The sequence below is a fragment of the Parachryseolinea silvisoli genome (assembly GCF_021190955.1).
Lineage (GTDB): Bacteria > Bacteroidota > Bacteroidia > Cytophagales > Cyclobacteriaceae > Ohtaekwangia > Ohtaekwangia silvisoli.
This window is the reverse complement of the sequence record NZ_JAIOAO010000002.1, coordinates 1307365-1330766: the sequence shown is the minus strand read 5'-3', so window position 1 is coordinate 1330766 and position 23402 is coordinate 1307365. Positions and strand designations below refer to the sequence as shown.

General features: G+C 51.4%; 17 protein-coding genes. 10 read left to right on the top strand and 7 right to left on the bottom strand.

Features of this window, described 5'->3' with window-relative positions; genetic code table 11:
• Positions 1-206: 206 nt before the first annotated feature.
• Positions 207-875: a hypothetical protein gene (locus K7P01_RS15545; protein WP_267294566.1), complete on the top strand. Its 669-nt coding sequence runs from the start codon at positions 207-209 to the stop codon at positions 873-875.
• A 100-nt stretch (positions 876-975) separates the two neighbouring features.
• The gene (locus tag K7P01_RS15540) at positions 976-1653 is read left to right on the top strand and encodes a collagen-like protein (protein ID WP_267294564.1); all 678 of its coding nucleotides are present in this window, start codon (positions 976-978) and stop codon (positions 1651-1653) included.
• A 90-nt stretch (positions 1654-1743) separates the two neighbouring features.
• Here the strand turns inward: K7P01_RS15540 and lipA are convergent, their stop codons facing one another.
• Both lipA and gcvH read right to left on the bottom strand, forming a co-directional pair.
• A complete protein-coding gene (lipA, locus tag K7P01_RS15535; protein WP_267294562.1) occupies positions 1744-2631 on the bottom strand; it encodes a lipoyl synthase in 888 nt (295 codons plus the stop codon).
• A gap of 68 nt (positions 2632-2699) precedes the next feature.
• Positions 2700-3074: a glycine cleavage system protein GcvH gene (gcvH, locus tag K7P01_RS15530; protein ID WP_267294560.1), complete on the bottom strand. Its 375-nt coding sequence runs from the start codon at positions 3072-3074 to the stop codon at positions 2700-2702.
• 129 nt (positions 3075-3203) lie between these two features.
• Between gcvH and kynU the strand changes: the two genes are divergently transcribed.
• Both kynU and K7P01_RS15520 read left to right on the top strand, forming a co-directional pair.
• Positions 3204-4466 carry a kynureninase gene (gene kynU / locus K7P01_RS15525; protein WP_267294558.1) on the top strand — a complete coding sequence of 421 codons (1263 nt, stop codon included), beginning with the start codon at positions 3204-3206 and terminating at the stop codon, positions 4464-4466.
• Between the two features lie 11 nt (positions 4467-4477).
• On the top strand, positions 4478-5812 hold the full coding sequence (locus K7P01_RS15520) for an FAD-dependent oxidoreductase (protein WP_267294556.1): 1335 nt from the start codon (positions 4478-4480) through the stop codon (positions 5810-5812).
• On the opposite strand, the gene K7P01_RS15515 is transcribed toward K7P01_RS15520, so the two are convergent.
• A complete protein-coding gene (locus K7P01_RS15515) occupies positions 5757-7157 on the bottom strand; it encodes an MltF family protein (protein WP_267294554.1) in 1401 nt (466 codons plus the stop codon). The two genes, K7P01_RS15520 and K7P01_RS15515, sit on opposite strands and share 56 nt — an antisense overlap.
• Before the next feature lie 719 nt (positions 7158-7876).
• Here K7P01_RS15515 and ruvA point away from each other — a divergent pair.
• Complete coding sequence (gene ruvA, locus K7P01_RS15510; RefSeq protein WP_267294552.1) at positions 7877-8470, top strand: Holliday junction branch migration protein RuvA; 594 nt, start codon at positions 7877-7879, stop codon at positions 8468-8470.
• A gap of 143 nt (positions 8471-8613) precedes the next feature.
• Positions 8614-15966, top strand: a complete 7353-nt coding sequence (gene sov, locus K7P01_RS15505) for a T9SS outer membrane translocon Sov/SprA (protein ID WP_267294550.1) — start codon at positions 8614-8616, stop codon at positions 15964-15966.
• Positions 15967-16055: 89 nt separating this feature from the next.
• On the opposite strand, the gene K7P01_RS15500 is transcribed toward sov, so the two are convergent.
• Positions 16056-16586, bottom strand: coding sequence for a 3-hydroxyanthranilate 3,4-dioxygenase (locus K7P01_RS15500; RefSeq protein ID WP_267294548.1), 531 nt, complete (start codon positions 16584-16586; stop codon positions 16056-16058).
• Between the two features lie 67 nt (positions 16587-16653).
• Between K7P01_RS15500 and K7P01_RS15495 the strand changes: the two genes are divergently transcribed.
• Complete coding sequence (locus K7P01_RS15495; protein ID WP_267294546.1) at positions 16654-17439, top strand: SDR family oxidoreductase; 786 nt, start codon at positions 16654-16656, stop codon at positions 17437-17439.
• A 2-nt stretch (positions 17440-17441) separates the two neighbouring features.
• Positions 17442-18884 (top strand): aldehyde dehydrogenase, encoded by a 1443-nt coding sequence (locus K7P01_RS15490; RefSeq protein WP_267294544.1) that lies wholly within the window; start codon positions 17442-17444, stop codon positions 18882-18884.
• On the opposite strand, the gene K7P01_RS15485 is transcribed toward K7P01_RS15490, so the two are convergent.
• Together K7P01_RS15485 and K7P01_RS15480 are read right to left on the bottom strand one after the other, a co-directional pair.
• Positions 18881-19633 (bottom strand): hypothetical protein, encoded by a 753-nt coding sequence (locus K7P01_RS15485; RefSeq protein WP_267294542.1) that lies wholly within the window; start codon positions 19631-19633, stop codon positions 18881-18883. The two genes, K7P01_RS15490 and K7P01_RS15485, sit on opposite strands and share 4 nt — an antisense overlap.
• 12 nt (positions 19634-19645) lie before the next feature.
• Positions 19646-20413 carry a hypothetical protein gene (locus K7P01_RS15480; protein ID WP_267294540.1) on the bottom strand — a complete coding sequence of 256 codons (768 nt, stop codon included), beginning with the start codon at positions 20411-20413 and terminating at the stop codon, positions 19646-19648.
• Between the two features lie 102 nt (positions 20414-20515).
• Between K7P01_RS15480 and pnuC the strand changes: the two genes are divergently transcribed.
• Complete coding sequence (pnuC, locus tag K7P01_RS15475) at positions 20516-21181, top strand: nicotinamide riboside transporter PnuC (protein ID WP_267294538.1); 666 nt, start codon at positions 20516-20518, stop codon at positions 21179-21181.
• The gene (locus K7P01_RS15470; RefSeq protein ID WP_267294536.1) at positions 21178-22149 is read left to right on the top strand and encodes an AAA family ATPase; all 972 of its coding nucleotides are present in this window, start codon (positions 21178-21180) and stop codon (positions 22147-22149) included. The genes pnuC and K7P01_RS15470 overlap by 4 nt, the downstream gene beginning before the upstream one ends.
• On the opposite strand, the gene K7P01_RS15465 is transcribed toward K7P01_RS15470, so the two are convergent.
• Positions 22135-23400, bottom strand: a complete 1266-nt coding sequence (locus tag K7P01_RS15465; protein ID WP_267294534.1) for an RNA polymerase sigma factor — start codon at positions 23398-23400, stop codon at positions 22135-22137. The two genes, K7P01_RS15470 and K7P01_RS15465, sit on opposite strands and share 15 nt — an antisense overlap.
• Positions 23401-23402 lie beyond the last annotated feature (2 nt).

Below are 23402 nucleotides of genomic sequence, written 5' to 3'. Positions count from 1 at the left end.
GATGAGTGTGTAAAAGACTAATCTCACAAGCTACCCTACCCACAATTTCGAGGTAACCAGTCATGTACCAGGGAATTTTCCCCTGGCCGGAAAAGAATTGTTTTAGGTATTTGCAGGAGTTTGTCTTTACTACATGTCCGTGGGGTCTAGCGTCTAATCATTCAACTCTATAGCATTTTCATAATTTTTTCTCCTAACTATTTACTATGAAACAATTTTTAAAGTTCGGCTTGATCTTTACAATGGCAACGTCAGGGCTTCTATTAACGGCCTGCGGTGATGGCGACCCGGGAATAAGTGGTGCCCAGGGCGAAAAAGGTGATACAGGCGACATGGGTTCAGACGGTGAAGGATTTGATGAGCTGACACAATACGGCAATATCGTCGTGCGATATAAAGGTGCTCGGATCGATAATGTAGCGTTCGACAAAACATTTGACTTTAAATTTAGTCCTAATGGACCCGATTTGGCCTGGACGTCATCCGTGTCATCATACGAGTATGGCGAAGGCCAATCCGCTCTTGCTTTTGAGCTCTCCCGTTATCATTCGGCGATGATGTCAGGCTCCAGCACCAGCTATGTACGTTTTTCTTTCGACAAACCTGCTGATGGCAGCGAATCTACCGTTAATATCGAGTCACAGGTAGCGATCATATCCGATGACAAGAAGTCTTTTTCGACATATCCACGTTTTGAATTGCCATTTTCTCAAGCCGTCTCTGAATATTCGTTCAACGCTGCTACCGGCGAGCTTATGTTTGAATTCAAGTGTACTGTACCAGCAGACAACAAATACAACGATACAAACAACGACCTGGAGATCTCGGCCGAAGTGAACGTAAAGGTTGTCCAGGACATCGACACCCCAAAATAATCACAACACCTACTTACTAAGTAGCTACTTCCGCCTTTCCTCATAGTCACAAGGAAATATAGTATAATAAAAATTAAATCTTAATTAATTATCTCTCTTTATGAAACAACTTCTAACGTTTGGTTTGATCTTTACAATGGCAACTTCGGGACTTCTGTTTACGGCCTGTGAAGGCGAAGATGGTGAACCGGGAGCAATCGGTGACAAAGGTGACAAAGGTGATACCGGCGACACCGGCGCTAATGGTGTTGGCTTTGACGAGGCCACACAATACGGAAATGTTGTTGTACGATATAAAGGTACCCGGATCGATGATGTAGCATTTGATCAAACCGTCGACTTTAAATTTAGCCCGATTGGCCCAGATGTCACATATACTTCTTCTGTATGGGAGTACGAATCCGAAGGTGGCGAAACAGAAACTGATTTTGATATTACACGCTACAATTCTGCCATCATATCCCCTAGCGAAGGCAGCAATAGCTACATTGATATTGACTATGACCGCTACAGCAATGGCGGCGATTACCTTCAATTCAATACATATGTAGCGATTATCTCCAGCGACAGGAAATTCTTCAGGCTAAATCAATATTTCGGATTGGACGCATCAGAAGCTGTTACGGAGTATAACTTTAACTCCGCCACCGGCGAGCTGAAGTTCAAGTTTCATGCTTTGGTTCCTGCTAATGACGAATACAATAGAACCGGCCATGAGATCGACATCACCGCAGATGTAAATGTAAAAGTTTTCACAAGCCTCGACTCGGGTGAATAATCTCTCACGCTGATTGAACAGATCGCAAATAAAAAGGTATTCCTATTTGGAATACCTTTTTCATTATTATTGTGATCGTCGAAAGCAAATCTAGTCCAACGGCACGTTTACATGCCGTTCAGCATGATAGCTGGAGCGCACCAAGGGACCAGACTCTACATACTTTAATCCACGGCGTAACCCTTCTTCACGATACATCTCGAACATGTCCGGATGAATAAACTCGGCTACTTCCAGGTGCATCTTCGTAGGCTGCAGATATTGCCCCAGGGTCAGGATCATCAGACCGTTTGCGGCCAGGTCGTCCATCGCCTTGAATACTTCTTCTTTGGTTTCGCCAATGCCCAGCATGATACCCGTCTTGGTACGCATACCGGCTTCGCGAATGCGGCGGATCTGTTCAAGGCTACGCTCATATTTAGCTTGTGGCCGTACGATGCGATACAGGCGGCCTACGGTCTCCATGTTGTGTGACACCACCTCTTGCTTGCCTTCGATCATGCGATACAGTGCGTCCCAGTTGCCTTTTGTGTCGGGTATGAGCGTCTCGATCGTTGTCTCGGGGCTTTCCTTCTTGGTCTCGACCACAGTTTGATACCATACCTCGGCACCGCGGTCTTTTAACTCGTCGCGGTTTACCGAAGTGATCACTGCATGTTTTACACCCATCAGCTTGATGGCTTCTGCCACGCGTTTAGGCTCTTCCATGTCGTATTCTGTCGGACGACCCGTCGCCACCGCACAGAACGTGCAGCTGCGGGTACAGACGTTGCCCAGGATCATGAACGTTGCCGTGCCTGCTCCCCAGCATTCGCCCATGTTCGGGCAGTTGCCGCTCTCACAAATCGTATGAAGCTTGTAGTTGTCTACAAGCTTGCGCACTTTGGCGTACTCAGGACCCACCGGCAGTTTTACACGCAGCCAGTCTGGCTTGCGCTTGCGGGTTTCCGGAGATGATATGACGGGTAATTCTATCATGATGGTAGCGTTAGTGCTCAACCCCAGCAAGCCGGGTGGGCGTGGCGGTCGGCATATTGTAAAACGCTTTACTTGCCGATAAGTTCCTTGTATTCGGCAGCGGAAAGCAGGCCGCTGGCAGAACCCGTGACCTTTATTTTGATCATCCAGCCTTCGCCGTACGCATCTTCATTCACTTTTTCCGGGCTGGCTTCCAGTACAGGGTTCACTTCCAGCACCTTACCGGATACCGGCATAAACAGGTCCGATACGGTCTTTACAGCTTCTACCGTTCCGAAAATATCGTGTTCGGCTACGTCCTGACCGACCGTGGTAATGTCTACATACACGATATCACCCAGCTCGCTCTGGGCAAAGTCTGTTACACCGACAGTCGCTATATCGCCTTCAATTTTCACCCACTCGTGATCTTTGGTGTACTTCAGTCCTTCAGGAATGTTCATGGTTTATGGTTTAATGCGTTATTATGGGGCCAAAAATACAGGAAGAATGGAAGATTGGGAAATAAGGCCAAAAAGATTATAAATTCCCTCTTGTTTACGCATTTTAACGATTGCCCTCAGCGCTATACCATGTTTGAAAATTCTTTAAAATTTGCCCGTTCACTCGACCGCCAGGATTCCCTCGCGTCCTTTCGCAAAAAATTCCTGTTGCCGACGGCCGGCAACGGCCCCGCCTTATACCTGGCCGGCAACTCCCTCGGCCTGCAGCCCAAAACCACAAAACGGTATCTACAAGCTGAACTGGACGATTGGGCAACCCTGGGCGTAGAAGGCCACGTGCACGCACAACGGCCCTGGTTGTATTATCATAAGTTCTCCAAGAAGGCGCTTGCAGCGCTTGTCGGTGCGCAAGCGAACGAAGTAGTCGCCATGAACCAGCTCACGGTCAATCTCCACTTGCTGCTGGTGTCATTTTACCGACCCACCGCCCAGCGCTTTAAGATCATTACCGAAGCGGGCGCTTTCTCCTCCGACCAATATGCGTTTGAGTCGCAGCTTCGGTATCATGGCATCGATCCAACGACCGCCCTCGTCGAGCTGGCGCCGCGCGTCGGCGAGTATACCTTGCGCACAGCAGACATTCTCCATGCCATTCACGAAAATGCCAGTCAGCTTGCCCTGGTGATCCTGGGCGGTGTACAATACTATACCGGGCAGTTCTTTGACATCCCGCGCATTACTGCGGCAGCACACCAGGCGGGCGCCTATGCGGGTTTCGACCTCGCGCACGCCGTCGGTAACGTGCCGCTGGCCCTGCACCGCGACAGCGTAGACTTTGCCGTATGGTGCAGCTATAAATACCTCAACGCCGGGCCTGGCGCAATCGCCGGCGCCTTTGTCCACAACCGTCATGCTAACGCACCATTGCCTCGCTTTGCCGGCTGGTGGGGTCACCACGAGGGTGAACGCTTTCAAATGAAGAAAGGTTTTAAGCCGCAACCCGGTGTCGATGGATGGCAGCTCTCGAACGTGCCCATCTTTCAAAGTGCTGCGTTGCTGGCTTCGTTGGAGATCTTCCAGGAGGCGGGCATAAAGAAGCTGCGGCAGAAAAGCCTGCGGCTCACGGGGTTTCTCGAGTTTCTGTTAAGCCAGGCCGACCCCGATGGAAAATATTATACTGTTATCACACCTGACGACCCCCGTCAACGCGGATGTCAGCTTTCCATCCTCATGAAGCGCCAGGGCAAAAAGACCTTTAACAGCATTACCCACGCAGGCGTCATCGCCGACTGGCGCGAACCCAATGTCATTCGTGTTGCGCCCGTGCCGCTATATAATACTTTCGAAGAGGTATTTCGTTTTGTCACACTCCTGTCCGATTCTTTATACTAGCTTTATATAGAATGAAAAAAAATATCGCTATTGCCGGTGCAGGGCTCGTAGGTTCCCTGCTGGCCATTTATCTGTTGCGACGGGGATATCATGTAACGATCTTTGAACGTCGCCCCGACATGCGCAAGAACCAGTCAGGCGCCGGCCGTTCGATCAACCTGGCGCTGAGCAACCGCGGACTGCATGCGCTGGACGAAGTCGGCCTCTCCAACGACTTACGTGCCGTGGCCATTCCCATGCATGGCCGCATGGTGCATGACCGCCAGGGCAACACCAACCTGCAGCCATACGGCAAACAAGGACAGTTCATCAATTCCATCTCGCGCAGCAATCTTAACATCGTGTTGATGAACAAAGCCGAAGCGATGGGCGCCGTCTTTCACTTCGAACAACGCGTCACACACATCGACACCGAGCGATCAGCCATCACCACCGCGTCCCCCGAAAACCACCTGGCCACCTATCATTTCGACGGTATCGTGGGCGCCGATGGCGCTTACTCGGCCGTGCGCCTGGGCTTACAGCTCACCGATCGTTTTGATTTTTCGCAGCACTATATCGAGCATGGCTACAAAGAGCTGCATATACCCGCTGCCTCCGGCCAGTTCGCCCTGGAGAAAAATGCACTGCACATCTGGCCACGTGAAAGTTTTATGATGATCGCGCTGCCCAACCCCGACGGAAGCTTCACCGGCACATTATTCTTTCCGTTCGAGGGCAAGAACTCATTTGCATCGCTTACAACGGATGCCGCTATACGTAGTTTCCTGGAAGAGACTTTTCCCGACGTCATCAAACTCATGCCGGAAGCACTCCATGACTTCAACCACAACCCGACGGGCTCGCTGATCACCACGCAGTGTTATCCGTGGGTGCGACACACCACCGTGCTTATCGGCGACGCTGCGCACGCTATCGTACCGTTCTACGGGCAGGGCATGAACGCAGGCTTTGAAGATTGTTCTGTATTAAACAAGCTCTTGCAGCGGCACCACGATCACTGGGACGCAGCCATCCAGGAATTTCAACAACTGCGCAAACCCGACACCGATGCGATCGCGCAACTGGCGCTTGACAACTTCATCGAGATGCGCGACCTGGTGGCCGACGAAAAATTCGTTCTGCGCAAAAAGATCGAAGCCCGCATCCACGAGCTTTACCCCGACAAGTGGATACCCCTATACTCCATGGTTACATTTCATGAAAACATACGCTATGCCGATGCGCTGCAAACCGGACGAAAGCAAAAGGAAATCATGGACGACATCCTGGCCCAGCCCGACATCGCCACTACCTGGCCGTCACTGAATTTTGAACAGCTTGCAAATCGATTACATCGTCCTTGATGTGGACGCGGTATTCTTCGTAACGATCTAACACATCTTTGATGTAGTTTACCGGCTCTTCGCACTTGCAATAGCCTGCCGATACAAGCGGGTCGCGGTAAAACCTGGGATCAGATTTCTTGAGGAGATACGACTGTACATGACCATCCCATTGCGAAGAGTCTTCACGTTCGTCGCTATATTTTTCAGTTAGTTTCTTGGCATCCAATATGTGTGAGAGTCCCGCATTGTACGACGCGAGCACAAATTTGAGTCGCTCCGCGGAATCCGGTATCGACTTGGTCCAATACCGGTCCAGGTATTTTAAATACCCCACACCGGCACGAATACTTTGCTGTGGGTCGTTCAGGTCACGCGCACCAAAACGACGGGCCGTCTCCGGCATAAGCTGCATCAGTCCCCTCGCGCCGGCCCACGATTCACCCCGCGGATCGAACTTCGACTCCTGGTATACCACTGCCGCCAGCAACCGCCAGTCCCATCCCAGGCGCAAGGCACCTTGCTTGATCATATAATCGTACGGAGAAAGCCGGTTGCCACCGTATGAGAAATAATCGCTTCGCATACGCGAAAGCGACGTACGCGGACTTTTAAAATAACGGTTGTAGATCACCATAAACGTAGGCGCCTTTTTGATTTCCCGTAGCCATTCGTCTATCGCCTGTAACAACGCGGGAGAATTTTTCCGTACTCCCCAGGCAATCTGCTGCGACATGCTTAATACAGTGCGCACATCGAGGTTGGGATAATACGCCGCATTGACTTGGGCCATCGTATGATCGGCTACAGCATATTCGATCTCACCAGTCGCCACCTGACGAATGAGCCCCTCACTCTCGACCACGACCGTGTCTTCCATCACATCGATATCCATACCAATCTCGTCGGACAAATTGCGCATCCGCATAGCGTGGCTTGTACCTTTCATCACGTGCACTTGCTTCCCGCTGAGAGCTGTCGGTGTACGCACCAGCGCGGCATCGATCTTGTCTTGCGTTAACGTTCGCCAGTTCTCCGGCTTGCGTTGTACGAGTACCTGGTAAGTATTGAAGTGAGGTTGTGTAAATGCAATGAGTTCTTTGCGCGGCTTGTTGATGGTGAGCGGAAAAGCCAGTATATCACCTTCGCCTGCTTGTAGTTGCTGTATAGCATGGTCGACGCCATTGGTAACGGTAATCTTGAGCTTTACATTCAACTGTTTGGCAAGCAGCTGCAACAGCTCATATTCATAGCCCATCGCTCTACCCCTATAAATAAAATAGCTCGTGGAATTGTTATCGACCAACGCACGAATATACCCGCGTCGTACAATCGCCTCGAGATCGAGACGATATATGGGCTTCATGCGCGCAGCTGTTTGAGCAGGATCGCACGAAATACCCACAGACATAAAGATGCCTATGACACACACATATCGTAAGAAAGCCAACATACCGACCACGAAGATAGGCCCTTCTTGTAGAAGGAAAAATTCGACAGCTTCGCACAAAGCACAGGTGAACTGCCTGTAACATCACATAAACGGTATATTCGGAAATTATGGCATATAAAATTTGAAGCAAACATGGACTTCAAGCGTACCAATCCATGCAACGTGTTGCAAAGACACCTACTGACACATTGGCCTGACAACACAAAAAATATTTAAAAATATTTTTCCTTATACCCCGCACATCATATCCTGCCAGGAAATATCCTTTCATACATACCGGAAAAATCCTATAGAAAAATTCATTCCAAAAAAATAGGCAGTACAAAAAATGGTATTCGGTAACCAAAAGGTTCACACGGCGATTGACGCAACATTCCACACAATGAAAGCAAGTTTTGGTCTGCTTGTTTACTGCCTGCGCCCCACGACTAATGGCCCGTGCCAGCAACACAGTTTGTTTACATTCCCTTAACGCGACCGCCCAGTCGGTCCCGTCCACTACCACCCTTCCGCTCTCGCGCTGACACGCGGATTGTATTTTCGCGCCAGCCCGTCAATATCCACGTCCGCCCTGATGCCTTGTACATCTTTTTTTGCAATCTTTGTATCCTGAGCAACCCACTTTTTAACCTATGATCGCTTTCCTGAAGGGTAGACTCGTTCATCGCGAGCCCACCCATGTTATTATTGATGTTAATGGCATCGGCTACCTCGTTACCATCTCGCTGCAAACATTTTCGGAGATCAAAGAACAGGAAAACATCCTGCTTCATACCCACCTAGCCATCCGGGAGGACGCCCACGTATTGTTTGGATTCAGTAACGAAAGCGAAAAGCGGCTATTTCAGCAGCTTATCACGGTAAACGGCGTCGGCCCCAGCACGGCGATTGTCATGTTATCCTACATGAACAGCAGCGAGCTGAAAACGGCTATTGTACAAGAAGATGCCGGCGCATTGCAGCGGATCAAAGGCATCGGCGGCAAAACGGCACAACGGGTTATTATCGATCTAAAGGACAAACTCAAAAAGGAGTCGTGGGAGGAAAGCCAGCCGGCAATTTCTATAGGGACAAACAATACTTTGCGCAAAGAGGCGTTATCAGCTTTGCTCACGCTGGGCTTGCCCAAGGCGGCAGCGGAGAAAAGTGTGGATGCCGTCCTAAAAAAATCAGGAAATACCCTTACATTAGAAGATTTGGTTAAACAAGCTTTGAAGAATAGTTAGGAGTTCGGAGAACGATGTGTCTAGCCGGAACCGCACAGGTCCTTATTGGCTGAAACAAGGGATGGAAGAGGTCGCTGGAACGGAAGGTTTTTAAATTTTTTACGCAGCGACAAAGCACAAACGGGTTTACGAGATTTTAAGTAGTGAAAGTCTTTACAAAGAAACGTCAGGTTATATCCAAGCTTGGGGGCCTGATCATTACGTGCCTAAGCATCTTTACCTTTACCGACGAGGCCCTGGCTCAACGGCAGGATACTACGCGCGTCAATGCGCAGGACACGACCTCCCGACCCTATCGCTCCAACCGTCGCCCTACCTACCGACCGACCGATCGGTACGGTGACCCGTTCTCAAATACCTCTTCGGCCTCGCCGTTCTATTTGAAAGACCCACAGCAAATGAAGCTCGATGTCGAGATCGACACGAGCATGAACTATACCATCTACGAAAAGATCGGCGACATGAACTATCGCCCCACCTCGAGCATGACCTTCGAGGAGTTCAAACAGTACCAGGATCGGCAGGCGTTAAAAAGCTACTGGCAGAGCCGCGCCCGGGCGCAAGACGGTGAAAGCGCTGTCAGCGGCCGGGGCCTGATTCCGAAGATCTTCATCAGCCCGATACTCGACCGCATCTTTGGTGGCAGCTACATCGAGCTCATACCCCGCGGCTTTGTAACCCTCGATTTCGGTGCCTCCTTTCAGCGCAACAACAATCCCAACCAGACCATCCGCATGCAGCGAAACGGTGGGTTCGAGTTCGACCAGCAGATCAATATGAGCGTGACGGGTAAGGTGGGCGAAAAACTACAGGTCACCGCCAACTTCGACAACAACAACTCCTTCGATTTTCAGAACAACATGAAGATCGAATACACTGGCTTCAAAGAAGATATTCTGCAAAAGCTTGAAATCGGTAACGTTAGCTTGCCGCTGAACAATACCCTCATTCAGGGGGCGCAGAACCTCTTCGGTATCAAGGCACAGATGCAGTTTGGCAAGCTCATGGTGACGACCATTGCCACCACCCAACGCGGCAAGGCCTCGTCCATCGACATCGGCGGCGGCAACGGCGGTGGCCAGGGACGGCCCTTCGAAATCATCGCTTCCAACTATGACGACAACCGCCACTTCTTCCTCGGTCACTTCTTCCGTGACAACTATCGCAAGTGGATCAGCAATATCCCGCAGATCATTTCGGGGGTGAACATCACCCGTGTGGAAGTGTATGTTCTCAACCGGAACAACGACACGCAAACCATGCGCAACGCGATTGCGCTGATGGACCTTGGCGAGCCTCGACGCGTTTATAATAACACCGCCGCCGGCGCGCTCGACCCAAGACTTCCCAACGCGAACGCGGCCAACCAGCTATACTCCAGATTAACGGATCAGAGCAGGTTTCCGATGATTGCCGGCGCCCGCGGGGCAGACGGTGCCAATGGAAAACTGGAACCCATGTCACTGGAAAACGGCACCGACTACGAAAAAATAACGGGAGCACGTAAGCTGGCACCGACAGAATTTACCTATCACCAGCAGTTGGGGTATATCACCCTTACCCGCAAACTGCAAAACGACGAAGTTCTGGCCGTAGCGTACGAATACACCTATAACGGACGGGCGTATAAAGTCGGCGAGCTGTCCGAGGATTACTCCGATCTCAGGGACGACGACGTTATTTTGTTAAAAATGCTGCGCCCCCGCAAAGTGGCGATCCGCGACCAGCAGCGCAGGATCATTCCCACCTGGGACCTGATGATGAAAAACATCTATAACCTCAACGTCAACCAGTTGAGCCGTGAAGACTTCCAGCTGCGCGTAATCTACCGGGACGCGCGTACGGGTGTTGACAACCCCCAGCTACAAGATGGCGGTGAAACCATCCGCGCCCGCCAGCTGCTCGACATCCTGGGCCTCGACCGTCTCAACCCGGTAAACGATCCCGGCTTCGACGGTAACTTCGACTACGTCGAAGGCATCACCATCAATAGCTCGACGGGGCAGATCATCTTTCCTTACCTGGAGCCATTCAGTGAAGGATTACGGGAGGCCTTCGCCAGTGATTCCCGGCGGGACTACATGATCCAGAAATATTCGTACGACACCCTGTACCGCAGTACCAAAGCCGATGCAGAGCTGTATGCCACAAAAAATAAATTCTGGCTCGTGGGTACCTACAGTGCAGGCTCCTCTAAAGAGATTCTTATACCCGGCTTTGGTGTGTCACAAGGATCGGTGAAGCTATACGCCGGTGGCATGCCGCTGACCGAAGGCAGCGATTACGTGGTGGACTATACCTTTGGTAAGGTAACGATCCTGAACGAATCCATTCTCAGCTCCAACAAAGAGATCCAGGTGCAGTACGAACAATCCGACCCTTTTGCATTCCAAACGCGGAGCTTGCTGGGATCGCGCTTTGACTACAAGCTCAGCGAAGACGTCAACTTCGGTTCCACCCTGCTGTATTATAACGAACGACCCATGATCAGCCGCAACCAGATCGGCACCGAGCCAGCGCGTAACGTTCAGTATGGCTTTGACTTTAACATCAACAAAAAGAGCCGCCTGCTCACCAAGATCGTCGATGCGTTGCCCTTCCTGGAAACCAAAGAACAGTCTGCCGTGAACTTCACCGGCGAATTCGCGCAGCTGCTGCCCGGCACGTCCAACATCATCGATGGCGAAGGCACGGGCTACATCGACGACTTCGAGAATACCGCCACGCCTTATACGCTCATGAACCCCACGGCGTGGAAACTGGCCGCCACACCCAAAACCAGCGGCAACGCTTTTGGGCCGTCCAACATACCGGTCGGCTCGGCGGACATTCTTCAGATCGGGTACAAGCGGGCCAAGCTGGCCTGGTATCAGGTCGACAACCAATTCTACCGCGACGGTGGTGCCGTAAAGCCCTCGAACATTTCCAAAGACGATATCAAAAACCACTATGTACGTCCCGTCGGCCCGCAGGAAATCTTTCCGGCCAAACAGCTCACACAGGGTGTGTTCTGGGAACAGATTTTTGACGTGGCATACTATCCACGCGAACGTGGCCCGTATAATTACAACCCCACCGTCACGGCCGATGGCTTCCTGCCGCGCCCGGAGGAGAACTGGGGGGGTATTACCACCGCCATCAAAACCGAAGTAGACTTTGACAAAGCCAATATTGAGTACGTTGAATTCTGGCTGCTCGATCCGTTCATCAACTCCCCGCAGGGTGTAATCAACGACGGCATCTCGCCTGCCAAGCGCAACGAGACCGGCGGTAAGCTGATTTTCCATCTGGGAAGTATTTCCGAAGATGTCGCCCGAGACGGCAAACATGCTTTTGAGAACGGCCTGCCGCGCGGCGAGAACGACCTCGAGCAGGCTACTAAAAACGCCTGGGGATATGTGGCGTCTGACCAATATGTTACAAACGCCTTCGACCTTGACGCCGGTGCACGTGCCCGGCAAGACGTAGGTTTCGACGGGGTGACGGCACAGCGAGAGACTGATACGTTCCAGGATTACCTCAACCAGCTGAGTGGCCTGAACCCCGAGGGACAAGCACGCATTCAAAACGACCCCTCTGCCGATAACTTCCAATATTTCCTCGGCGACGAACTCGACAATCGCGATGCAAAGATCCTGGAGCGTTACAAAAACATCAACGGCATAGACGGCAACTCGCCGGTGGCCAACGGCTCAAGCGACCTGTATACACCCGCCGGCTCGACCATTCCCGACAACGAAGACCTGAACGCCGATAACACGCTGAGCGAGCTGGAAGAATATTATAGCTACAACATCGACCTGGCGCCCGGTGGGCTGGCCGTGGGACGGAAATATATCGTCGATAAAATTACCACCGACAACCGGAACGAAGCCGGCGAGCAGGTAAACTGGTATCTATACCGCATTCCCGTACGCGAGTTCGAAGATCAATACGGCAACATTGAAGGCTTTAAATCCGTGCGGTATGCACGGATGGTACTCACGGGCTTCCGCGAGCCGGTCGTCCTGCGCTTCGCCAACTTCCGCATGGTGGGCAGCCGTTGGCGGAGATATACCAACAGCCTGCAAGAAGGTGGTATCGCTCCCACGCCCGAGCTAACCCCTGAAGATTTTACGGTATCCGTGGTGAATCTGGAAGAAAACGGGAAAGGCAATGACAACAAGTCTCCCTACGTCATTCCGCCCGGCGTAGTGCGTGACCGTGACAATACTTCGTCCGTATCACGCTTGTTGAACGAGCAGTCTGTACAACTTTGCGCCGACGCTGTAAAAGACGGCGATGCCCGGTCCATCTACAAAAACGTTTCGTTCGACCTGTTCAATTACGGCCGTGTAAAAATGTACTTCCATGCACACGGCGATGCCGCCGACAACGACCTGCGCGGTTTCATCCGTCTGGGGAAAGATCTTGACTCCAACTATTACGAGATCGAAGTTCCCCTGAAGATGACCAACATCTCCGATACCGACCCGGTATCGGTCTGGCCCGACGAAAACCAGATCGACCTCGCCCTCGACGAGCTCTACCGCCTCAAGGCCGACCGCGATCGCGAAGGTGTTTCCATGAACATACTTTATCCACAGAGTGGTCACCGCATCGTGGGCTACCACGGCGTCCGCATTTTTGGCCGTCCTGATCTGACAGAAGTACAATCCATTATGATCGGTGTGCGCAATCCGCGCACGCCTGACAAACGGGCCTTCCAGGTATGTCTCTGGGCAAACGAGCTGCGCGTCACAGACTTTAACCGAACCCCCGGCTGGGCCGTCAACGCGACCATGAGCGCCAAGCTTGCTGATTTTGCCACCCTTACCGGCGCCGTGCGGCATACCAGTTTTGGCTTTGGGAGCGTAAGCTCTAAGATAGGGGAGCGTACGCGCGAAGAAACAACAGGCTACGATATCTCGGCAAACGTCAACGTCGACAAATTACTCCCCGGTAACACCGGCATCAAAATACCGATGTTCGTCAGCTACGAAAATACAACCATCACGCCATTGTATGATCCCGCCAACCCCGACTTAAAGCTGGACGCTGCGCTACAGTCGCTGAATGAAGATGACCGAAAGAACTACCTCAACATCGCCCGCGACCGAACGGTAGGGCGAAGTATAAACTTCGTCAACGTCCGTAAGGTAAAAGTAAACCCCGATGCAAAAACACATTTGTGGGACATCGAAAACCTGGCCTTCAGCTACTCGTACAGTGACCGCCGCCGCACCAACTTTACGATGGCGGAGCTGTTTGAAAAACAATACCGCGGCTCGGTTGCCTATACCTACAGCCCGAAGGCCACCGGCATCGAGCCCTTCAAGAATGCGAAGGGGCTGTCCTCACCCTGGCTCAAGGCCATCAAAGACTTTAACATCAGCTTCCTCCCGAGCAGTTTGTCAGCACGCATGGACCTGGATCGCTCGCTGACCTCCACCATCTATCGTAACTCTGCCGGCTATGGTAAATTCATCGAGTCGAGACCGAACTACATGAAGTATTTTACCTTTACCCGGCAATACAACCTGCGGTGGAACATTTCCAAAGGGCTATCGCTGGAATATAGCTCGCGTGCCGACGCTGTCATTGATGAACCCGAGAACGAAATAGACGGTGAAGTCGATACCCAGCCCGAGCGCAACTATATCATCAAGAACATCAAAAAGCTGGGGCGTATGAAAAACTTCACACAAAATGTGACGGTAAACTATACGTTGCCACTAGATAAAATTCCAGTGACCGACTGGATCGGCGCCGAGTATCGTCACCAAATAACCTACGGTTGGAAGGCCGGCCCGGTCAACTATCCCGACGAGTTGCCACCCGAAGAAAAACCCCGGGGCGATATCCTCGACGCATACGACTTTAAGAACACCATTCAGAATAGCCAGGATCAAAACTTCTCCGGCCGTCTGGACATGCTCAAACTGTATAACAAAGTAAAGATCCTGAAAGACCTCAACACGCCTAAAAAGCCGTCGAAGATCGTGACAAACCCGCGCTTGCAGAAGGCGGCCCCGAAACCCGACACGACCAAAACAAAAGCTCCGGCCGAAGTACCCGGCGCGGTAAAGGGTCTGTTGCGCCTGCTCATGTCCGTGCGTTCCATCAACGGTACTTATACTGTTACGCGGGGCACTATGCTTACGGGTTTTGAACCTTCTCCCAAATTTTTCGGTATGGACCAGGATTGGAATGCCCCAGGCTGGGATTTTGTCCTCGGCAGTCAGAACCCGAACATCCGCCATAAGGCCGCCGCCAAAGGATGGCTTACCAAAAATGAAAGCCTCACCACGCCTTTTACCCAAACACGCACCGAGAACATCAACCTGCGCGCCAACGTCGAACCGTCCCCTGATCTAAAAATTCAACTCGATTTGAAAAAGGAGACAAACAGCACGTTCCAATCCATCTTCCGCTACGATACCGCTAACCAGGTAAATGAATTCCGAGACCTCAGCCCCAGCCGCGGTGGCAGTTACCGCATCTCTACAATCAACATAAGAACTGCCTTTAACAGCAGCAATGACAAGATCGTATCCGCCGTATTCCAGGATTTCGAGCAGAACCTGGAAGAGGTGCGGCAACGCTTCAACATTATTTACCGCAATAATCCAACACCTGATACCACCGAGTCACAATACAAATTAGCATCGCAAGACGTATTGATCCCCGCCTTCATTGCCGCATACACCGGCAGCGATGCCAAGCGCGTGAACCTCTCGCCGTTCCCCAAAATCCCAATGCCAAACTGGCGCATCGACTACACGGGGCTTAACAAATTGGGTATGTTCAAAGATATCTTTAGTTCGATCACCCTTTCACATGCTTACCAGGCGTCGTACTCTGTCGTCAACTACCAAAACTCCCTGGAGTTCAGTGAAGGCGGCGACGTGCGGGGTTTGGAGCTCGACCGACCCATAACGGACTACAACGTTTCCTACTATGGCCAGTTCTTCCCACGCGATAATACAGGCACTAATAATGTCGACCAACTGGTGCCTGTCTACATCATCAGCCAGGTACTCATCAGCGAACAATTCTCGCCCCTTATCGGTGTGAACATGCGCACGAAAGGGCGACTTTCGGCCAACTTCCAGTATAAAACCAAACGCGACCTGGCATTGACCGTTTCTAACGCACAGGTGACCGAATTGAGTACGAAAGACTTTTCATTCGAATTGGGCTATACCAAAAACAATATGAAACTGCCCTTCAAATCACAGGGCCGTACAGTGGTATTAAAGAACGACGTCACGTTCCGGATGAACGTATCGGTAGCCGATACCAAAACCATCCAACGGAAGATTTACGAGACAAACATCATTACGAACGGTAACATCAACTTCCAGCTGCGTCCTAACATCAGCTATGTTGTAAACCAGAAGCTTAACATACAGCTATATTTTGAACGTACTATCAACGAGCCATTGGTATCCAACTCCTACCGGCGTGCCACAACCCGCTTTGGCACACAAATACGGTTTAGTTTAGCGCAGTAGCGCCTTGAATACTGCATATAAAATAAGGCTCCTGTGCACAACACAGGAGCCTTATTTTATACTGCGGGCTCCGCCCGGCACACTATATTTTAAATGAATCGTGGGTCGGCCTCCATGACCGTACCACACTTCTTACAGGTACGCAGGTCGACACTGCCGTAGAACTCGCGGAAGCGTGGCAGGAAGTCCTTCTCGATGTTGTCGAGGTGAAAGCGATATTCGTGTAGCGTGTTATTACAGTTATCACAGAACCACACCAGGCCATCCAACACTTCCGTCTCCAGGCGCTTACACTCGATGACAAGCCCTACACTTCCGGCCGGCCGTTCCGGGCGGTGTGGCACGCGGGCAGGTAGCAAAAACATTTCGCCTTCTTTCACGGCAATGTCAACCGGCTTGCCGTCTTCCTGGATGCGCACATTGATGTTGCCTTCCAATTGATAAAACAGCTCCTCGGTCTCGTTGAAGTGATAATCCTTGCGGGCATTGGGGCCGCCCACGATCATGACAATATAATCGCCCGCATCGGCGTATAGATTTTTGTTGCCCACGGGCGGTTTGAGCAGGTCCCGGTTTTCCTGTACCCACTGTTTGAGATGAAAAGGTCTGCGGATGGCCATCGGTATTTTGGTTAATGCGCAATTACTCCTTTAATTTAACAAAGATTATGATCGTTTCAACCACGCGATGAACCTCGATTTAAACGGCAAACGAGCCCTGGTGTGCGGTAGCACCCAAGGCATTGGTAAGGCTTCGGCCATCGAACTGGCACTCCTCGGTGCCAGCATCACCCTCGTATCACGCGACGAGGCCAAGCTGCAGGCCGTCGTGCGCGAGCTACAAGTGTACTCGGGGCAACAGCATGATTATATCGTGGCCGACTTCAGCCAACCCAATAAACTACAGGAAAAAGTACAGGCTTACGTCGCCACGCAAACGGTTCATATCCTGATAAATAACACAGGGGGCCCGCCGGCCGGACCGGCGCTCGACGCGACACCCGACGATTTTGTACGGGCATTTTCTGCACACCTGCTTTGCAACCACCTGCTTACTCAGGCAGTCGTGCCCGGCATGCGCCGCGACGGATACGGCCGTATTATAAATATCATCTCCACCTCTGTTAAAATTCCCATTAAAGGCCTCGGCGTGTCCAACACCACCCGCGGTGCCGTGGCCAACTGGGCCAAGACATTGTCCGTGGAGCTGGCGCCGTTCGGTATCACGGTCAACAATGTGCTTCCCGGTGCTACGATGACAGGCCGCCTGGAAGGGCTGATCCAAAGCAAAGCGCAAAAATCAGGAAAGAGCTTTGAGGAAGCGAAACAGGAGATGATGGCCGAAATACCGGCCGGGCGTATTTCCGAACCGCACGAAGTAGCCGCCGCGGTCGCCTTCCTGGCTTCGCCGGCAGCGGGATATATTAACGGCATCAATGTGCCTGTAGACGGCGGCCGCACGGGCAGCTTATAACCATGGAGAAAATTCTGAACTATATAAACGGCGTACTTTGCGAGCCCCGGTCGTATCAATACCTGGACAACGTCAACCCCGCTCGCGGCGAAGTATACAGTCTTGTGCCCGACTCAGACCTGGGCGATGTCAAGCAGGCGGCCGGCTCTGCCAAAAAAGCATTCCCCGCATGGTCGGGTATGCCAGCAGAACAACGATCGACCATTCTCCTGCGCATCGCCGACCTGATCGACCGCGACCTCGACAAACTGGCGCTTGCCGAAAGCATTGACAACGGCAAGCCTGTACAGCTGGCGCGTACGCTCGACATTCCACGTGCCTCTGCCAACATCCGGTTCTTCGCTACCGCCGCGCTGCATACATCGACCGAAGCACACCTCACCGGTGAGGAAGCTGTGAATTATACTGCACGCACGCCAATAGGAGTCGTAGCTTGTATTTCTCCCTGGAACCTGCCATTATACCTCTTCACGTGGAAGATTGCGCCCGCCCTTGCGGCAGGCTGCACGGTCGTAGCGAAGCCCTCAGAGCTTACTCCTATGACGGCATACCTCTTCGCACAGTTGTGCATGGAAGCCGGCCTGCCCGAAGGTGTACTAAATATTGTCCACGGCCTCGGCGCCAAAGCCGGACAAGCTATTATTGAACATACTGATATCGTTGCTATATCGTTTACCGGCGGCACGGCCACGGGCAAGAAGATCGCCGCCACCGCAGCCCCCCAATTCAAAAAACTTTCATTAGAGCTGGGCGGCAAGAACCCGAATATCATCTTCGCGGACGCCGACTTCGAACAGGCCGTGAGTACTTCCATACGATCGTCGTTCTCAAACCAGGGAGAGATTTGTTTGTGCGGCTCGCGCATCTTCGTCGAACGGAGTATATATGACAAATTCCTGGAGGCCTTTGTCGAGCAAACCAATAAGTTAGTGGTGGGCAACCCATTACAAGATGGAACACACCTGGGGGCATTGGTATCCGAAGCGCACCTGCAAAAAGTATTGTCGTATATCGAGCTCGCGAAGAAAGAGGGCGGCACGATCGTGACCGGCGGAACACGTATACTGCTGAAAGACGAATGCGCAAACGGCTACTTCCTGGGCCCCACGATTATTACCGGCTTACCGCAGCAATGCCGCACGAACCAGGAGGAAATCTTCGGCCCCGTCGTGACTGTGATGCCGTTTGACTCGGAAGAAGAAGTGATTAAGGCTGCTAATGCTACAGACTATGGCCTCTCCGCGACGATCTGGACGGAGAACCTGAAGAAAGCCCACCGCGTGTCGGCGCAAGTTAAGAGCGGTATCATTTGGGTAAACTGCTGGTTATACCGCGACCTGCGCACGCCGTTCGGCGGCATGAAGCAGTCGGGCGTAGGCCGTGAGGGAGGCTGGGAAGCGTTGAAGTTTTTTACGGATACGAAGAATATATGTATCCGGCTTTAATCATCACTAGGCTCCAGCGTCTGAGCATAATAATTCATTACTTTTACCAAGTCCCTCTTTCGATTAAAAGATAGTTTGTTTTCCTGGGCATATTTTTCCAATAACATGTAACGATTCTTACCAATACACGCTATAAGGTGATCCGCATAAAAACCTTTACCCCTATCATTTTCACCGTCAGTCTGAACCAGATCGTCCGGATCATGATCGACAGATCTTTTAAATAACCGGAAGAGTTCGCCGTCCTTGCTCATAAGATAAACCGTCTCGAGCTGAGTAGCCCTCACACTACCGGGCATTGTTGATGGTGCGACAGCAGTGCCCGAGGCATTAATATGAGGGCTGCCTCCGCCAGCGTTGTTTTGCTTCATTTCTAAAAGATCTGTTTTGACCAGAATGGCAAAGGTTTTAAGCTCCTTCAATATTTCAAAGAAAAATGGTTGTCCCGATTCCTCGAAAGGAAGTGTTATAAACTGCCGTCGTTGTTTTAGTTCCTGATCAAAAAACTCAAACGCTATGACACGACGTTCATTAAATGCTTTCGAATCGTCGCCGTCCTGATACGATAACACGCCATGCCGGTCATCATATCGCACCTGCCCCACCAACCGGGTTTCGTCAGTGAGCAAAATACTTCCTTCGTACCAGGGGAGTGTCTCGCCCTGCGACTTCTTCTTTTTAGCGTTTTGCTGACTGAATAGTGGAAATGCGGATAAAATACATACTACCAACCATGCGAGCTTTTTCATATAGCGCTAACTTTATTCTGTTGCTTTCAGCAGTTCTTTGTGGTGGTCGAGGATTTTCAATAAATCATCCAGTGTTTTAAACTTGAGATCATTCTCCTTTGCGTACGCCGTCAGTTTCGCATACAATTCAGGACCGGTATATTTTTCGAGCAGGTCACGATCGATGACTTTACCTTTCACCTTATCATCTTTTCCCGAAGTAGCAGAGGCGAAGCCATCCTGTTCCAATCTGTTTCTGAAGTAAGCTTCTATTTCGCCATCTGTTCCCATCAGGTATACCGTTTCGACTTGAGACACAACTGTTTTTTTCAACGTCCCTGCGCCAGGATTGACGGCGCTGAACCCGTCAAAAGCCTGACCCGGCAACAATATTGCCTTTTTCTCTGTTTGCACCGGATCTAATTTCACCAGTACCGCAAACGTTTTGTACTCACGAAGCACTTCAAAAAACAATGGTTTCCGAATATTGTCGGGCGCCTCGTAGTCCAACGTGTAAAAGATGCGTTGGTGCTGCCGCGAATTATCAAAGAACTCAAAACCCAATACGCTGCGGGGACCAAATGCCCGGGTATTATCACCATTGTTGTACGACAGAATTCCATCGTGGTCATCGTACTTCACCATGCCTTTAAGCTCCGTATTATCGGATAGCAAAATACTACCCTCTGACCATTCGTTTCGATCATTCAACAATGTTCTGCCAGAACTCTTTGTAACATCCTGGCCCACGGCCTGGCAAACTGAAAGTGCAGCCACCAACAAACAACTCAGGTATTTCATACTCGATCGGAAGAAAAACAAAAGAAACTGCCCAATCACGCAAATCTTTGCATATCGCACTATATTGAGCCTCCAAAATTACGCTTTTTCCAGCACGCATTCATGTCCTTTTTTAGCATTGACAACATTTTCTTCGAGCTCCTCGGCTACCGTATGAGCTACCTGGAATTCTTTGGATTCGTCTCGGGCACCATCGCTGTATGGCTTTCCGCCCGCGCCGAAGTTTTAAGCTGGCCCATCGGTATCGTAAACGTTGTATTGTCGTTTTTTCTGTATTACCAGGTGCAGCTTTATCCCGACATGTTCCTGCAAATTTTCTTTTTCGTTACCAATGCCATTGGCTGGTGGCAGTGGACGCATCCCAAACCGGGAGAGGAAGACCGGAAACAAGAATTGAAGGTAAGCTACATGGGCTGGCGAAATTTTATGCTCATCAGCCTTGTCACCATCGCCGGCACGGCCGCCCTGGGTGCCCTGGCAGCCCGTTTGCATGAATGGTTCCCGCTGGTCTTTGCGCTCCCCAGCGCATTTCCCTATGCCGATTCCTTTATCCTCGTCATGAGTGTCATCACCACCTTCTTCATGATCCGCAAAAAGATCGAGTGCTGGATCATTTGGATCATTGTAGACGTAGTCGCCACCTATTTATATTATATAAAGGGCGTTATGCTCTACAGTGTGTTATACTTCGGTTTTACCATCATCGCTGCGTTTGGCCTTTGGCATTGGATCAAAGAATATCGCGGTTATAGCCGGACACCTGCATGAAACGCGGACTGGTCATTGGCAAGTTCATGCCCTTACATAAGGGTCACCTCGCCCTGATCCACTTTGCCACCGGGCACTGCGACGAGCTGATCGTGTCCATGAGCTATACACCGCACGACCCGATCCCCGCTGCCTTGCGTTTCTCCTGGCTGCAAGCTCTTTGTCAGGACAACCCCGCGATCAAACCCAACATCGTCATAGACGACTTCGACGACGAATCACTCCCCTTACTGCAACGAACAAAAGTATGGAGCACATTCATTTTGAAGACCTATCCTCCCATCGACGTCCTCTTCAGTTCCGAAGCCTACGGAGAGCCTTTTGCCATAAATCTTGGTGCTACCTATATACCGTTCGACCCGCCACGCACTCAGGTGCCCATATCGGCCACGGCGATCCGGCAACACCCTTTTCGGTACTGGGAGTATATACCACTCATCGTGCGACCGTACTTCGTCAAAAAGATCTGCATCTATGGACCTGAGAGTACCGGCAAGTCGACGCTCACTCAACGACTGGCAGCACACTACCAAACAGAATTTGTGCCCGAAGTAGCGCGCGAGATCATCACCTCCAATGACTTCACCGTCGACGACATCATCCGAATTGGGCATGCTCAACACGCACGCATTGAACAGAAGCTACAAACCGCCAACAAGCTATTGTTCTGCGATACCGACATCATCACGACACAATTATACTCCAATCACTACCTCCAGGTAGTGCCAGAAATATTATACGACCTAGAGCGCCAGGTATCCTACGAGTGCTACTTTCTGCTCGACATCGACGTCCCCTGGGTAGCCGATGACTTACGCGACCTGGGTCATCAGCGGGAGCAAATGTTTACCGTTTTCCGGCAAGCGCTGGAGCAACGCGACATTCCGTATGTACTCGTTCGCGGTACTTATGCTGAGCGGGAAGCCACCATCCGGCAAGAAATTGACCGGCTGTTAGCCGAGGGGTAATGCCGCCAGCTTATGCTGCAACAACATGCGCCCTGCATTTGTCGGCACCTGCTGCAATGCGCGCTCATAACTCGACCGAGCCTCTATAAATGCATGGTCGGCTGCATAAAAATCACCAAGCGCCGACAGGCACAAATAATCATTCTGCATATCAGGTATGGCTCTCAGAGCATTTATGCCCGCTGTTGGTGTGAAAGCATAACCTATTGCAATCGCTCGGTTCAATGCTACGAAGGGACCGGGCTTGATCGTTTCTAAGACGTTGTATAATTGCACGATCCGGCTCCAATCAGTCTCGCCGAATGTCGTTGCTTGTGCGTGGCAGGACGCAATGGAGGCTTCCACGTGATAGGCGGATATTTCTTCGCCCGTAGCCGAAACCTCCAGAAAATATTCTGCCTTTTTGATCAAAGCCGTATTCCAACGACTGCGGTCCTGTTCTTTCAACAATATCATGCTCCCTTCCGCTGTCGTACGTGCATCTTCGCGCGAGGCCTGAAAACACATCAACGCGAGCAGTGCATATACCCCCGGCAATGCCGTAACCGGATTCTTGAGTAGCAGCAGCCCCAGCCTGATAGCCTCTGCGCAAAGCTCGTGACGGATCAGCTTATCCGGGTGTGCTGAATGATACCCTTCGTTGAAAAGTAAATAGATCGCATGCAACACGGCGTCCAGGCGTGCCGGCAATGCACCTGACGGCGGTAATTCTAATGCTATCTTTTCCTCCCGTATCTTCTCGCGAGCGCGATACAGCCGTTTGCCAATGGTCTCTTCATGGGTACGAAAGCTGTGCGCAATCTCGCCTACGCTAAGACCACAAAGCGTTTTTAAGATCAGTGCGAGTTGCGCCTCGTATGCGATGGAAGGATGACAGCAGGCGAACATCATTCGTAGCTGACTGTCCTCGATCTCGTTGTCGAGAAAGAGTTGCTGCACCGCTGGCGATAAGGTGTATTCGGAGTAAAGCGCCTGCCCGATCACAGTGTGGTGCTGCCCCTGCATCCGGCGCTGCCGCAGTTTATCAACGGCTTTTCGCCGGGCGACCGTGTACAGCCATGCCGAAGGATTGTCAGGAACGCCTTTGAGCTTCCACGAACCCAACGCCTGCAACAGCGTATCTTGTACAATGTCCTCCGCCTCCTCCCAAGCCTGTACACCCAGCAGCCGGGTAAGAACAGAGGTCATCCGCCCCGCCTCATGACGGAACAGATGACCCACTTTCTCCTGTACAGATTCAGATTCCTGCATCC